Source organism: Exiguobacterium sp. FSL W8-0210, from assembly GCF_038006045.1.
Classification (GTDB): domain Bacteria; phylum Bacillota; class Bacilli; order Exiguobacteriales; family Exiguobacteriaceae; genus Exiguobacterium_A.
Genome location: NZ_JBBOUK010000001.1, coordinates 1,131,282 through 1,144,931, shown reverse-complemented (window position 1 = coordinate 1,144,931; position 13,650 = coordinate 1,131,282). Strand labels below are relative to the sequence as shown.

Sequence of the window (13,650 nt, the reverse complement as noted above, 5' to 3'; positions counted from 1 at the left end):
GAATGACGATTCGAATGACTTATGATCAAAAAGCAAAAATGGGATATCTATATCTCTTCCCAGAAACATTTACTCCCGCAATTGAAGAAACGGACGAGCTAGAAGAAAATGAATTCCTCAACGTAGACGTTGATCAAGAGGGACGCATCGTCGGAATCGAATTTTTCAATGAAGAAGCGAATGTGATCCGCGCCGTCCATTCACAAGCATTCTTATTACGCAGAACATACAGATCGTTTCTCGCTCCGATTGCAAAACACGATTCCGAAAAGTTCGTGTCACCTCCAAGGAGTTACGTTCTACTTTGCTGAAACCGATCATACCGGATTCATCGGACTTGATATCCTTGACTTAGAACGATATCCTGTCGACGTTCTTCGTACGCTTGCTCAGCCAGCGTATAAATAATGAAGTGAACAAAAAAAGACGACCCCCGGTCGTCTTTTTTACTTAGCGAGAGACTTCTTGTGTCTCTTCTTGCTCATATAACGTCACGTTGCGCGCTGGTGCGAACGTCGAAATCGCGTGCTTGTAGATCAACTGCTGTTTGCCTTCCGACTCCAAGATGACCGTGAAGTTATCGAATGACTTGATCAGCCCCCGTAATTGATACCCGCTGATTAAGAAAACCGTTGTCGGGACTGCATCTTTCCGTAATTGATTTAAAAAGACGTCCTGAATGTTGTATGTCGCTTTCATGATTCCCCGTGCCCCCTCTTTTTATCTGTTTCTGTCTTCGGGCAACTCTTATTTAACCGCTTTCAGAAACTCTACAGTTCTATCATAGATAATTTTGAACGTTTCTTCAAATGAAAACTTTCCCATATCCACCCAAACGCCATCAAATTGGTGACGGAACCACGTCAATTGACGTTTCGCGAAGCGTCGCGTGTTCCGTTTCAGCATATCGACGGCAGGATCGAGTGGTGCCCCGTCAAGGACCGGTAACATCTCTTTATAACCAATCGCTTGCAACGCCTTCGTCTGACGGTACCCTGCAGCGTCAAGACGTGCCACTTCCTCAAGAAGTCCACTTTCGACCATCATATCTACTCGCTGATCGATCCGATCATACAAGCGATCCCGGTCTTCCATGTGTAGGACGAACAGTAGACTCTCGTAAAGTGCAGGCTTACTACCGGTCGTTTGTGTCTGACCCGTCCGCGCGACCTCGATCGCCCGCACGACCCGCTGAATGTTATTCGGATGAATCGCTTCGGCACGCACCGGATCAAGTTCCTTCAACTGATCATGTAGCGCATTCGCTCCATGTGTCGCTGCATACGCTTCGAGTTCAGCCCGTAAGGCTGGATCTTCTGCCTGCTCGGTGAACTGATAATCATATAAAATCGAACGGATATAAAGCCCTGTTCCACCGACGATGATCGGTAACTTCCCCCGACTTGCGATCTCATCGATCGTCGCTCGGGCAACCGTCTGGAAACGCGCTACACTCATCTCATCATCCGGTGTAACGAGATCAAGCAGATGATGCGGCACCTCTTCCATCTCTTCGGTCGTCACTTTTGCCGATCCGATATCCATCCCTTGATAGACTTGGACAGAGTCTCCAGATAAGACTTCTCCGTTTAATCGCTTGGCTAGTTCAATGCCCGTCTTCGTTTTTCCGACTGCAGTCGGTCCGACGATGACGATGACTGGTTGTTTCTTCATTTTTCTTCACCCATTCTCTATCTTTTCATTCTGATTCGAGTGTACCACAGCCACTTACTCGGATTAAAAAAATCAACAAAAAAACCGCCCTCCTTGGACGGTTCACGTTTGCTCGTCTTATACGCGACGGATGAAATCGTCATAAATGGCACTAAAGATGCACCACCCACAAATGACGACGCCTGTCAGCATGATGCCCCAATCTGCCATGGTCGTTCCTCCTCTAGTCATCGTTATTCTCTCTTTTGACGGTTTGAACGGTTTGTAAACCCTTTCGAGCAGGTTTGACACCAATTCTTGGAATCAGTATGATAAAAGTACGATTGGTACGTAGCGCGGAAGCTGACCTGCATCGGCTTCCTATTAGAGGCACTGCCTCTCGATTCCATGTCTTGTGCTTGCACGAGGCGACATAGGAAGAATTCGTTCTTCCAAGCGACAGGTCCGGCATCATGCCCGGGCCTGTTCTGCGTGCCGATACATTATTTCGAAAGGAGCCGATTATCGTGCGTATTCAAATCATTGGTGGATCAGGTACCGGAAAAAGTACACTGGGCGCCTTCATCGGGAAAGCTGAACAGATTCCCTGGATTGATACAGACCATTATCTTTGGAAAGATACGACGTTCACTGAAAAGCGAGACGTCTCCGAGCGATTTTCCATGTATGAAGCAGATCTTATGTCTTACAACGATTACATCGTCTCCGGTTCTGTCTTCGCCTGGCATCCGGACGGTTTCATCAATCGGGACTTGCTTGTCTTCCTGTCGCTCGACGAATCGGTTCGGATGGAACGTCTCATCGCACGCGAAGCAGCACGATACCCAGATTTTACAGGCTCCAATGAATTCCTTGACTGGTGCCGGACGTATCACACGGCGACGGACCCATCGATGATCGGTACGTTCGCAGAACACCAGTATCAAATGGACCGGTCAATTTCCCCGATTCTCATAGTAGATGCTTCGTTATCGACACAACTTCAGTATCAAAAAATAATCGAGACATACGATCGTTTGTCGCTTCATCCATGAAAAACGGGTCCCCCTCTATAGGTGGACCCGTTCGTCTTAATACATATCTTTTTGTGTGAAGTTCCAGAACGCAACGACTAGTGCCGCGACCGTCCAACAACCGAGGACGGCAAGGGAGAACGGAAGCGTCATCCCTTCGATCGGTGGTGCTTGTCCATCGAGATAGTTGATCAGTCCGAAGTTGACGTTGACGAGATATTTCGAGCTCGTCCAACTTGAACCGAGTGTCGTCAGTAACGTGCCGGAAATCAAGACTGCCATCATGATCCCAATCCCTGTCGCTGTGTTTTTGACGAGAACAGAGACCATCAAGGCGATCGTTCCGACGACAGCTGTGACGATCCATGCTAGACCGACGGCCATCAAGAGGTACTCCCACATCGGTAACGTATGCACGAACTCGGTCGAGAACGTACCGCTCGGTGAGGCTTGGAACCCGGTCAAGATCGGTGCGGTCCATCCGTCATAGCCGAGGACGATCCCGGATATCGCGTAACAGACGGCGACGGTCAATGCCATCAGCATCGACGTATAGAGTAACACCGTCAACCATTTCGCCATCAGGATCTTCCAGCGCCGGACTGGTCGCGACAGTAGCGTCTTGATCGTTCCGTCATTTTGCTCCCCACTGACGATATCCGCCATGATGACGATGATGAACAGCGGTAAGATCAGCGTCAATCCTTGCGAGAAGAAGATTCGGATGAACGTCGGGGCTCCCGGATAGTTCGGGTTGATGTCGTTATCGAGATAATATTGATTCTGTTTTAGGTCAAACTCAAGGAACTGACGGAACTCATCTTGAATACTGCTGGAAGCAAGACGGTTCTGCGTGTCGACGATGTCTTGTTGTAACTCAACCCGCCAATCGAGCGTTCCTTGCTTTTTGATTTGTTCCTGGATGTCTCGGTACTGTGCGTACGTAAACATCGAGACAAGGACGATCAAAATGATCGCAACGACAGCAAAACGACGTTTTGAAGCGATTTTCGTCACTTCATTTCGAACGAGACCGATCATGTTCGGATTACGCAATGTGATCGCCTCCCGTTAACGTGATGAACAGATCTTCGAGCGTTTGGACTTTCCGTTCAATCGTCCAGACTTCGACACCTGCTTCGATCAACTGTTTGTTGAGCGCTGGTGTCTTGCTTGCATCCATCAAAGTATGAACCGTATTCGCATCGACGACTTCGGACACTTGGACTTGATCCGATGCTGATAAAATCTCATTTGCCTTAAAGGCATCATCGACACGCCAGTCAACGCCTGGTGCGAGCGACTCGACCAGTTCCTTGACCGTTCCGACTTGAACGATTTTGCCATAACTCATGATCGCAACTCGATCGGCAAGCATTTCGATCTCAGCCAAGATATGACTCGAGACGAGGACCGACAGTCCCGTTTCCTCGACGAGCCGGCGGATGAATTGACGTAAATCCCGAATCCCCATCGGATCGAGACCATTCGTCGGTTCGTCGAGAATCAAGACGCTCGGTCGTCCGAGTAATGCTTGTGCGATTCCGAGACGCTGCCGCATCCCGAGCGAGTATGTCCGGACTTGATCATCAACACGCGCCGTCAAATCGACGAGATCGATGACTTCCTGAATCCGGGCATCATCGACATTCGGTAACATCCGGGCAAAGACTTGTAGATTTTCGCGACCCGTCAAATACTTATACAACTCTGGATTTTCAACGATCGAGCCAATCCGCTCCATCGCTTGGACGAACTGTTTGCGGACGTCGAAGTCACAGACCGTGATTTTACCGGACGTCGGTTTGATCAAGCCGACGAGCATCCGGATCGTCGTCGTTTTTCCTGCCCCGTTCGGTCCAAGGAAGCCAAAGACTTCACCTGGTTGAATCTCAAACGAGATATTATCAATGATCGTCTTTTTTCCGATCACCTTTGTTACACCTTCTAATTTCACTGTTGGTTTCACGTCTCTCACCTCTTATTGTCTATTCTAGCGGAATAATGAATCATTTGACTTGTCAGAACACTTCATTTCCGCACATTCTTTCAACTTTTGCTACAATCAGGTTAGAACCTAGAAGGAGGAACGTTCATGAAGCGATTACGCTGGCCCCTGTTTTTAACCGTCTCACTCGTTTTGACGGCAATCTTTGGATACGGCTTCGTCAGTGCCTATAGTGACGTCGTCAACCCACCAAAACGTGCCGTCCTGACACCTACGAAGGAAGAGCCTGTCAAAAAAGGCGGGACGTACGTCGCGCTTGGTGATTCCTTGACACGTGGTGTCGGAGCATCAAACGGCAATAGTTACGCCACGATCGTCGGACGCGATCTTGTCAAAGATAACACTGTCGAGCGCTTCCAGAATCTTGCCGTCAGTGGTGCCCGGACGGAAGATTTACTGAAACAACTAGAACAAAAAGAAGTCTTACGTTCAATCAAACAAGCAAAAGTCATCTCGGTGACGATTGGCGGAAATGACTTATTCAACCGTGGTGAAGGCGTCGCGAACTTCAATGCGAAGAAGACAGCCGAAACCGTCACGACGGCACAAGCGAACTTGAAAAAGACGTTCAGTATCCTACGAGAACAAAATCCGGATGCTGTCATTTTCTACGTCGGGCTCTATAATCCTTTCCGTGCGACGGAAAACGGTGAAGCATTCGATGCTATCGTACAAGATTGGAACGCAAAATCACGGACGCTCGGTATCGAGTACGATGTCGAGATCATCGACACATTCAATCTCGTGCGTGACGTCAAACGCGATTTGTCGAGTGACCAATTCCACCCGAACGATTCTACCTACGAAGAGATTGCAAAAGCTTCCTTACTTGCTGTCAATAAACGTTTCTAACAATAAAAGCCGCCATTTAGGCGGCTTTTTGTTCCGATTCATTTCAGACGTTTCGCAAGAGAGACGAGCCCCCATTGGAGCGGCAACCGTGTCCAAAGCAACCAAGACGGAAGACGTTTTCCATTAATCGGCTTCGGATTGACTGCCATGTTGACGTTTGCGGGTAAGACAGCATATAAGAAGGCAGGAAGCGTCTTACGAACGAGGTGCACCCCTTTTCCTGTCAACAACATGACACCGTAAGCGATTTCGATGACCCCTGTCACTTGGACGAAGAAGCGCTTGAACGGAATGAACGACGGCATGATGCTGACGAACCCTTTTTCATTGCGGAAATGACCAACTCCCGCAAACAGTAATCCTGCTCCATAGACTAGACGCAATAGCATTATGTTCCACACTCTCTTTCTGTTAATGAAATATATGTTCGAGACAGCTTCAGTGTATCGAAATGACCTGATTATCTCAACTTTTAGAAATTGTCGTCGAATTATGGGGAATGATGAGTCATTTCGGAATGTCTCCCGTAATCAGGTGATAAGTCACTTCATTTGCTATGATGAAGTCAGAAATCATACAGGAAGGGATGACGACTTATGGCTGGAAAAACAAAAGGACTTTTACCTGGATTGACTGGAGGAATCATCGGTGCCGTTCTGACGGCAACGATCGCGTTTCCGATTTTACTCGATCAAGAGCAACAGGTCGCGGACACACCACTCTCAAACGGAATGCCAAAACAAGTCTCGACGACGTCGAATGATCCAGTGACGAATGCAGTCGCCACTGCTCAAAAATCCGTTGTAACGGTGACGAATTATCAAACCGGTAATGCGATGTCGCAAAAAGAAGCAGCTGCCGGCTCGGGATCTGGTGTCATTTATAAAAAAGAGAATGGAAAAGCATACATCATTACGAACCACCACGTCGTCGATGGCGCGTCAAAACTTGATGTCACACTTAACAACGGTAAAACACTTCAAGCCAAATTACTCGGTAGTGACGAAACGTATGACTTAGCCGTGTTAGAAGTCGACGCAAACGACGTTCCAGGCGTCATCACACTTGGGAAATCAGCGGACTTAAAAGCCGGACAAACGGTCCTCGCAATCGGTAATCCACTTGGTGAATTCCAAAATTCCGTTACCCGCGGAATCGTCAGTTCGAAAGACCGGACTGTACCGGTCGATACGAATAACGATGGACAAGACGACTTTAATACAACGGTCATCCAGACGGATGCCGCGATCAATCCTGGTAACTCAGGCGGTGCCTTGATCAATGAACAAGGACAACTCGTCGGTATCAACTCGATGAAAATTGCCGAGTCGGGTGTTGAAGGTGTCGGTTTCAGTATTCCAATCGATGATGCATTACCAATCCTTAAACAACTTGAGACGAACGGTAAAGTCGAACATCCGACACTCGGTGTTTCCTTACAAGATGTGGCGGCGTTCCCTGCTGGATATTTAAAAGATCAAGTTAACTTACCAGACAGTCAAAAAACAGGTGTCGTCGTCATGTCAGTCGAACCGAACAGTCCAGCTGCTGCGGCTAAACTGAAAACAGGTGACGTGATCACGAAAATCAACGACTCCGAGATTAAAGGATTCGTCGATATCAAAACGGCACTCATCAAATCAGACGGTCCACTCTCACTGACAATCATCCGTGACGGAAAAACGATGACGGTCGAGACGAAAACAACGACGACCGACCAGCTGTAAACTTCAGCCTGACGTTTCGTCCGCCTTCCTTTTCGGGTATTGTTTTAGAACAATATCGAATTGGGAGGCTTTTTCTATGTATGACTTAATCGGCATCGGCATTGGTCCGATGAATTTAGGGTTGAGCGCACTGGCTCATCCGACAGATTTAAAAACGTTATTTTTTGACGAAAGCGAACAATTCTCATGGCATCCCGGCATGATGATTCAGGATTCGATGATGCAGACAAGCTTCATCTCCGATCTCGTCACACTTGCTGATCCGACGAGCGCATTTTCTTACCTTAATTACTTACGATCGATCCAACGTCTCCACACGTTTTACTTCTATGAAAAACTTCTGATTTCAAGACAAGGTTACAATGATTACTTACGCTGGGTGGCGACACAGCTTAATGATTTACGATTTTCAACCCGCGTCGTCGATGTGCAAGATACCGGTGATAGTTTTGAGGTCCTCGTCGAAGATGTCACAACCGGGAAACGGGAAACGTTCGAAGCACGGAACGTCGTCATCGGTACTGGCTCAAAGCCCACGATTCCAGACACGTTTGACGAGCGTGTCATTCACAATACACAGTATGTCATGAACAAGGCAGAACTGTTGCAGCGCAAAAAAATCAGTATCGTCGGCTCCGGTCAAAGTGCCGCCGAGATCTTCCTTGATCTTTTGACGACACCTGCTCCAGAGCGTCCTGAACTCGAATGGATTGCGCGTTCGACACTGTTTGAGACACTTGAGACCGGTAAACTCGGAGAAGAAATTTTTTCACCGAGCTATGTGATGTATTTCAACCAACTCCCACTCGAAGTACGACAAGAGTCGGTCAAGAAGTTTGCCCGGTCTCAGAACGGCATCAGTCCAGAGACCCTGCAATCGATCTATGCCCACCTCTATGATTTGACGGAAGAGGAACAACGACAGGTCGCGATCCGCGCGAATCTCGAAGTAAAAGAAATCACCTATGATGAGCGGTTCACGATTGCGATGCAACATCAAGAACTTGAGGACGAGCGCTCGTCTGTAACAGATGCCGTCATTGCAGCAACTGGTTTTTCGCCATCCCTTCCGAGCTTCATCGACCGACTTGATATCGTGTTCGAAGCACCGAATGCCTGGAAAGTCGATGCCGACTACCAAATCGTGCGTTCGGTCGAGACAGCCCATCATCTTTACGCAACTGCTAATTTAGAGCTGTCACACGGTCCGGCTGCGGATAATCTCGGGATGTCTGTCTCGCGGAACCAGTTGATCTTGAACGCTGTCGCCGGTACGGAACTGTATCCGGTCGAACGACATGCGACGTTTACGACGTTCGATTAAGTCACTAAACCAAACGAACGAGGAATGGCGTGCGCCACTCCTCGTTCGTTTTTCGTTTTACGGTTTTTTCGTCAACTCTAGTGCAGCCAGCAATAGCAACGTGGCTTGAACTCGTGTCACACCTGTTTTAGCAAGCAACAAATGAAAGGCAATCAACCAGTTGACTTCGTCTGAAAATCGATTCCGTGCCCGCTCCCGGTCGACAATCCGAGTCACATAAATCCAGTCGACACGCTCCATTGTAGGCAGTAACGCAAGGATTGGCATCAAGCGATCCCAGATGATGATTTCTCGCCGCTCTAACAGTTCCCGCCACGCAATGATTCGTTCCTGTTGCGCTGAAGGATCTGGATCCGCCGCTAAGATTTGCGCCGTAATGACACGTTCACTCGTTCGTTCCATGAATTGCGCGAGCCACTCTTCCGATGTATTGACCCGCTCTAGAAATTCCTCTGGTAATGGCTGCTGTTCAAGCAAGGTCGATGTCACGACGTACTGCTTTGCTGCATTCAAATGTGGGCGTGTTGCATGCAAGCGTTCCATATAGGGAAAGGCATCGATTCCTTGACGCCGATTCAATACTTCGTTGAGCGCAAAAAATGGACGAACCCCTTTATCACGAATCAGGCGATGTTTAATCTTCTTTTCCGCAACGATGATCTCTTCGATGAGAACATCGGGATCCGTGCTATTCAATTGAACATGGGCGACAAGTAACGGCGTATAACGGCTCCGAAGCGCTGAAAAACGCGATGTCTTGTGTTTGATTGTCCGCATCAGTCTTTCATATACAGTTTGTTCAAAGACAGTATCATGAATCGTGTAGGACAGTGCAAAAAAACGATGGAAATCATGTGACGTCTCTTCCCGCAAGACGGGATAACTCTCATCATAGTTCTCACAGAATTGACCGTACATCCTTCCACCTCGCCTTCTTTTCTATCAATCGTTTTCCCTAAAATTGGCTTGCACAACCTTATTTTTATACGAACAAAAAATGGCAACAGATTACGTCCCGGACTGTAGACGAATGGGCTGACTCAAAAAAAGAATGACGCGTCTTTTCACGCCCTTTCCTCAGGCGAGACACAAGCCAGTTTTCCTGCTTCATTCAAGCAGGAAAGCGGGTCTTGTTTGTCTCGACAGCGCAAATATGCGCTTGTTCCTGTAGGAGTTGCGTGTGACGCGTCATTTTTTATAACCAGAAGAATGTCGAAGAATGTCAGAGAAGCGTTTTGTTCACTCGACATCGCTTCCTAGGGAAAAACAAACAAGAGCGACCCTGCAGCGAAGCGAAGCGGCGCGATGCTTGTCCCAGGAAAACGATGTGAGACGAACAAAAAAGCGCAATTCTTCTCGTTAGAGAAAAATTGCACGTTGTCTTTAGTCTTAGACCTTATTCATTACCTCTCATTCTTTCAAATCGATTCAAACTCGTTGTCTCTCTAACAACCGGGAGAAATAACCACCTTGATTCATTAGTTCATCATGCGAGCCTTCTTCGACGATGCCGTCCTTCGTGACGACGAAAATCTTATCGGCATTTCGAATCGTTGCTAAACGGTGGGCGATAACGAGCGTCGTCCGGTTCTCAGACAGCTCGGCAAGCGATTCTTGAATCAGTGCTTCCGTTTCTGTATCAAGGGCAGACGTCGCTTCATCAAGAATCAGAATCGGCGGGTTCTTCAGGAACATCCGCGCGATGGCGAGTCGTTGCTTTTGTCCACCCGACAATTTGAGTCCCCGTTCGCCGATTTGTGTCGCATACCCATCAGGTAGATCCGCGATCATCGGACCGAGATGGGCACGTTCTGCCGCTTGCACGATGTCTTCGTGCGTCGCATTCAAATCACCGTAGGCGATGTTTTCAGCGATCGTCCCTGAGAACAAAAAGACATCTTGCTGGACGATCCCGATTTGTTGTCGCAGAGACTCCTTCGTCATCTGCCGGATATCGATTCCGTCAATCGTGATTGCGCCATCTAGAACATCGTAAAAACGTGGAATCAACGAACAGATCGTCGTCTTCCCTGCCCCGGACGTTCCGACGAATGCGACCGTCTGACCAGGTTCGACCGTCAGATTGATGTGTTCTAAGATTAGACGATCCGCTTCATATCCGAATGCGACATCCTTGAACGTGATGCCACCGTTCAAGCGATCAACGACGAGCGCATCTGGCGCATCAGGTAAAGATGCATCTTCATCAATCATCGAAAGGAACCGCTTAAAGCCAGCCATCCCTTTCGGATACATCTCAAGCAATGCCGTAATCTTATCGATTGGCTTCAATAAGATATTCATGTAGAGAATGAAGCCGACGAGTTCTCCTGCCGTTAAGGCTTCGCGATGTGTCAAGTACGCACCGACGACTAAGACGGCAAGTGTCATCAAACGAGTCGTCAAGTAGATGCCGGACAGGCTCTTACTCATGACCTTGTAGGCATTGATCTTCGACTGACGGAACGTCGCGTTGTCTTTTTCAAAACGCTCGATTTCGTAAGCTTCGTTCGTGAACGACTGGACGACACGGACACCGGAAACACTGTCCTCGACGCGTGAATTGACTTCCGCGATATTACCGTACATCCGGTCCCATGATTTATTCATCCGGACGTTCGCATAGCTGATCAGCCAGATCAGGAATGGTACGGCGATGATCGTCACGAGGGCAAGCGGCACATTGATCGTCAACATGATCGAGAATGCACCAAGCAAGGTCATGACGGCAATGAACGCATCTTCCGGACCATGATGGGCTAGTTCCCCGATATCAAACAAATCATTCGTGATCCGGCTCATGATATGACCCGTCTTCGTATTGTCAAAGAAACGAAACGACTGTTTCTGGACATGACTAAACAACTGACGACGCATATCGGTCTCGATGTTAATCCCGAGCTTATGTCCGAAATAGTTGACGACGAATTGCATCAGCGTACTGATGATGTAGAGCGCTAATAATCCGACGCTGACGAGGATGATCCAGTTCATCTCACCGTTTGGCAACAAGGAGTCGATGAACCACTGGACTGCGAGTGGAAAAGCAAGTTCTAACACCCCGACGAATAAGGCAGATATGAAATCGAGCCAGAATAAACGTTTATGTGGGATATAATATTGATAAAAACGGTGTAACATGTGTAGCCTCCTTCCGAGTACTTCTAGTGTACTTGAACTTTTTTGAAAATACTCCTTCTACCTGTTCATTTTTTGAAAAACGGTATTACAGTTTTCCAGACAAAAATTATATTTTTAATTCAGGGGAATCAGCACTTTTTATGACAAAATGGTAACAACGATTTTTACCTATCTCTTGGAAGGAGCTATGTCACGTGAAAAAGACCGTTCTCGCCCTCACGACGCTCGCTTTGGTCGGTACCACAATTCCGGTTTCAGCCGCGTCAACGACACTGACTTTGACGGATAACGTCAACATTCGCACGGCTGCCTCGACTTCCGCGAAGGTCATCACGACGCTAAAAAAAGGTACGAAGCTGACAGCTGTCAAGAAAGTCAACAGCTGGTATGAAATCCGCTATCAGTCGAAACCAGCTTTCATTACTTCAGCATACGTCAAAGCAACGACGGAAAAGGCTCCGACAACTACGACCTACATAACGAACACCGATGCCGTCAACGTCCGGCAAAAAGCAACGACGAGTTCGAAATCACTCGGAAAACTGGCAAAGAATACTGTCTTGACTGTTCAGAAACAATCAGGTGATTGGTACCAAATCACACATAAGAAACAAACGGCCTATGTCCATGCGACGTTAGTCAGCAAAAAGACGTCGAACGTCACGACAGATTCAAAACCACCCGCAACGACTCCCGTCAAAAAAGTCGTTAAAGCGGTTGATCGATCAAAAGTCTACACGGTTAATGCGAAGGAAGGCTTGAACGCACGGACTGCTGCAGCGACGAACGCAAAAATCTACAAGACATTACCGCATCAGACGGTTCTTGATGTCACAGGCGCCGTTGATTCATGGTACCAAGTCAAGCTTGACGGAAAAGAAGCATATGTCGCTTCGACCTATGTCAAAGCTTCAACAAAAGCATCACCACCAACAACGCCGACGACGCCTGAAGTCTCTTTGACGCCGGTTGATGCCTCGAAGACGTATCGCGTCAACGCCCCAACCGGTCTGAATGTCCGTACGTTGCCTTCGACGTCGTCTAAAGTCTTCACACAAGTCGCACACGCTTCGACGGTAAACGTAACAGGTGAAACGACAGGTAAAGATAGCGGCTGGTACCAGATCAAGATCGGAACGGGTCTCTACTATGTCGCGAAGAGTTACATCACGACGGGATCCGTCACGACGACGCCTCCTGTCACTCCGACGACACCTCCTGTGACGACCGTTCCCGGTTCAACATTGATGGAACGTGCCATTTCGATTGGTCAACAATATCTCGGAACACCATACGTTTGGGGATCTAGTAATCCAGTCAACGGTGGCTTCGACTGCTCTGGCTTCATCAACTACACGTTGAATGCCGCTGGCTATTCTGTCGGACGGACGAACGTCAACGGTTACTGGAATGATGACCGGTATCTTGGGGCGAAGCTTTCGAAACTGCGTCAACCGGCACGCGGCGATATCATCTTCTTCGAAAACACGTATGCCGCTGGTCCGACGCATATCGGCATCATGTTGAACAACGATCAGTTCATCCATGCGAACACACCATCACTCGGCATCAGTCGTCTTTCAGAACGGTACTGGACACAAAAACTGTTAGGCTTTAAATCACTTTAAGACATTTTTCATCCATCCCTTGGGGTGGATGTTTTTTTGTCTTACCGCTTCTCTTTTGGATATACTGTATATGGAAAGGATGTGTCCGCATGTCTTACAAAACACTTTATGTCCGACTTCTCTTTCTTACCTTATTGATTTTTGGTGGCTCGATGCTCTTGCATTATATCCAGACGGGAGACGTCTATATCGGTCACTTGATCGTTTCCGTCGCCGCATGCGTCTTATTGATTTTCAGAAGAACGACATCTTCACACGAACAGGCATGAAGCGCACTCGCTTC

14 protein-coding genes are annotated in these 13,650 nt (G+C 48.0%); 7 read left to right on the top strand and 7 right to left on the bottom strand.

Annotated features, from left to right (window positions below; genetic code table 11):
• Nucleotides 1-2 precede the first annotated feature (2 nt).
• Nucleotides 3-311 carry a DUF2283 domain-containing protein gene (locus tag MKY22_RS05870; protein ID WP_341087375.1) on the top strand — a complete coding sequence of 103 codons (309 nt, stop codon included), beginning with the start codon at nt 3-5 and terminating at the stop codon, nt 309-311.
• A gap of 139 nt (nt 312-450) precedes the next feature.
• Here the strand turns inward: MKY22_RS05870 and hfq are convergent, their stop codons facing one another.
• Together hfq and miaA are read right to left on the bottom strand one after the other, a co-directional pair.
• The gene (gene hfq, locus MKY22_RS05865; protein WP_023467753.1) at nt 451-699 is read right to left on the bottom strand and encodes an RNA chaperone Hfq; all 249 of its coding nucleotides are present in this window, start codon (nt 697-699) and stop codon (nt 451-453) included.
• Between the two features lie 48 nt (nt 700-747).
• Entirely contained in the window at nt 748-1,674 is a 927-nt protein-coding gene (gene miaA / locus MKY22_RS05860) for a tRNA (adenosine(37)-N6)-dimethylallyltransferase MiaA (RefSeq protein ID WP_341087373.1), read from the bottom strand.
• Between the two features lie 506 nt (nt 1,675-2,180).
• Between miaA and MKY22_RS05855 the strand changes: the two genes are divergently transcribed.
• Nucleotides 2,181-2,708 (top strand): shikimate kinase, encoded by a 528-nt coding sequence (locus MKY22_RS05855; protein WP_214727984.1) that lies wholly within the window; start codon nt 2,181-2,183, stop codon nt 2,706-2,708.
• A gap of 36 nt (nt 2,709-2,744) precedes the next feature.
• On the opposite strand, the gene MKY22_RS05850 is transcribed toward MKY22_RS05855, so the two are convergent.
• Both MKY22_RS05850 and MKY22_RS05845 read right to left on the bottom strand, forming a co-directional pair.
• Nucleotides 2,745-3,743, bottom strand: coding sequence for an ABC transporter permease (locus tag MKY22_RS05850; RefSeq protein ID WP_034785942.1), 999 nt, complete (start codon nt 3,741-3,743; stop codon nt 2,745-2,747).
• Nucleotides 3,736-4,656 carry an ABC transporter ATP-binding protein gene (locus MKY22_RS05845; RefSeq protein ID WP_341087366.1) on the bottom strand — a complete coding sequence of 307 codons (921 nt, stop codon included), beginning with the start codon at nt 4,654-4,656 and terminating at the stop codon, nt 3,736-3,738. Before MKY22_RS05845 ends, MKY22_RS05850 begins: the two co-directional genes overlap by 8 nt.
• Before the next feature lie 126 nt (nt 4,657-4,782).
• Between MKY22_RS05845 and MKY22_RS05840 the strand changes: the two genes are divergently transcribed.
• Nucleotides 4,783-5,547: an SGNH/GDSL hydrolase family protein gene (locus MKY22_RS05840; RefSeq protein ID WP_341087364.1), complete on the top strand. Its 765-nt coding sequence runs from the start codon at nt 4,783-4,785 to the stop codon at nt 5,545-5,547.
• Nucleotides 5,548-5,585: 38 nt separating this feature from the next.
• Here MKY22_RS05840 and MKY22_RS05835 read toward each other — a convergent pair whose 3' ends face one another.
• The gene (locus tag MKY22_RS05835) at nt 5,586-5,936 is read right to left on the bottom strand and encodes a DoxX family protein (RefSeq protein ID WP_029341233.1); all 351 of its coding nucleotides are present in this window, start codon (nt 5,934-5,936) and stop codon (nt 5,586-5,588) included.
• A 207-nt stretch (nt 5,937-6,143) separates the two neighbouring features.
• Here MKY22_RS05835 and MKY22_RS05830 point away from each other — a divergent pair, with 207 nt between their 5' ends.
• Together MKY22_RS05830 and MKY22_RS05825 are read left to right on the top strand one after the other, a co-directional pair.
• Nucleotides 6,144-7,274 (top strand): S1C family serine protease, encoded by a 1,131-nt coding sequence (locus MKY22_RS05830; protein WP_035408750.1) that lies wholly within the window; start codon nt 6,144-6,146, stop codon nt 7,272-7,274.
• 76 nt (nt 7,275-7,350) lie between these two features.
• Nucleotides 7,351-8,598: a lysine N(6)-hydroxylase/L-ornithine N(5)-oxygenase family protein gene (locus MKY22_RS05825; RefSeq protein WP_341087360.1), complete on the top strand. Its 1,248-nt coding sequence runs from the start codon at nt 7,351-7,353 to the stop codon at nt 8,596-8,598.
• A 57-nt stretch (nt 8,599-8,655) separates the two neighbouring features.
• Here the strand turns inward: MKY22_RS05825 and MKY22_RS05820 are convergent, their stop codons facing one another.
• Complete coding sequence (locus tag MKY22_RS05820; protein ID WP_341087359.1) at nt 8,656-9,516, bottom strand: DUF4003 family protein; 861 nt, start codon at nt 9,514-9,516, stop codon at nt 8,656-8,658.
• Between the two features lie 510 nt (nt 9,517-10,026).
• Nucleotides 10,027-11,739, bottom strand: a complete 1,713-nt coding sequence (locus MKY22_RS05815; RefSeq protein WP_341087358.1) for an ABC transporter ATP-binding protein — start codon at nt 11,737-11,739, stop codon at nt 10,027-10,029.
• A gap of 194 nt (nt 11,740-11,933) precedes the next feature.
• Between MKY22_RS05815 and MKY22_RS05810 the strand changes: the two genes are divergently transcribed.
• Entirely contained in the window at nt 11,934-13,367 is a 1,434-nt protein-coding gene (locus tag MKY22_RS05810) for a C40 family peptidase (RefSeq protein WP_341087356.1), read from the top strand.
• A gap of 89 nt (nt 13,368-13,456) precedes the next feature.
• Nucleotides 13,457-13,636, top strand: a complete 180-nt coding sequence (locus tag MKY22_RS05805) for a hypothetical protein (RefSeq protein WP_341087355.1) — start codon at nt 13,457-13,459, stop codon at nt 13,634-13,636.
• The last annotated feature ends 14 nt before the right edge of the window (nt 13,637-13,650 follow it).

Coding starts and splice junctions, on each gene's coding strand:
- hfq (WP_023467753.1), bottom strand. CDS start 699: ATGAAAGCGACATACAACATTCAGGACGTCTTTTTAAATCAATTACGG.
- miaA (WP_341087373.1), bottom strand. CDS start 1,674: ATGAAGAAACAACCAGTCATCGTCATCGTCGGACCGACTGCAGTCGGA.
- MKY22_RS05825 (WP_341087360.1), top strand. CDS start 7,351: ATGTATGACTTAATCGGCATCGGCATTGGTCCGATGAATTTAGGGTTG.
- MKY22_RS05870 (WP_341087375.1), top strand. CDS start 3: ATGACGATTCGAATGACTTATGATCAAAAAGCAAAAATGGGATATCTA.
- MKY22_RS05815 (WP_341087358.1), bottom strand. CDS start 11,739: ATGTTACACCGTTTTTATCAATATTATATCCCACATAAACGTTTATTC.
- MKY22_RS05830 (WP_035408750.1), top strand. CDS start 6,144: ATGGCTGGAAAAACAAAAGGACTTTTACCTGGATTGACTGGAGGAATC.
- MKY22_RS05805 (WP_341087355.1), top strand. CDS start 13,457: ATGTCTTACAAAACACTTTATGTCCGACTTCTCTTTCTTACCTTATTG.
- MKY22_RS05835 (WP_029341233.1), bottom strand. CDS start 5,936: ATGCTATTGCGTCTAGTCTATGGAGCAGGATTACTGTTTGCGGGAGTT.
- MKY22_RS05820 (WP_341087359.1), bottom strand. CDS start 9,516: ATGTACGGTCAATTCTGTGAGAACTATGATGAGAGTTATCCCGTCTTG.
- MKY22_RS05840 (WP_341087364.1), top strand. CDS start 4,783: ATGAAGCGATTACGCTGGCCCCTGTTTTTAACCGTCTCACTCGTTTTG.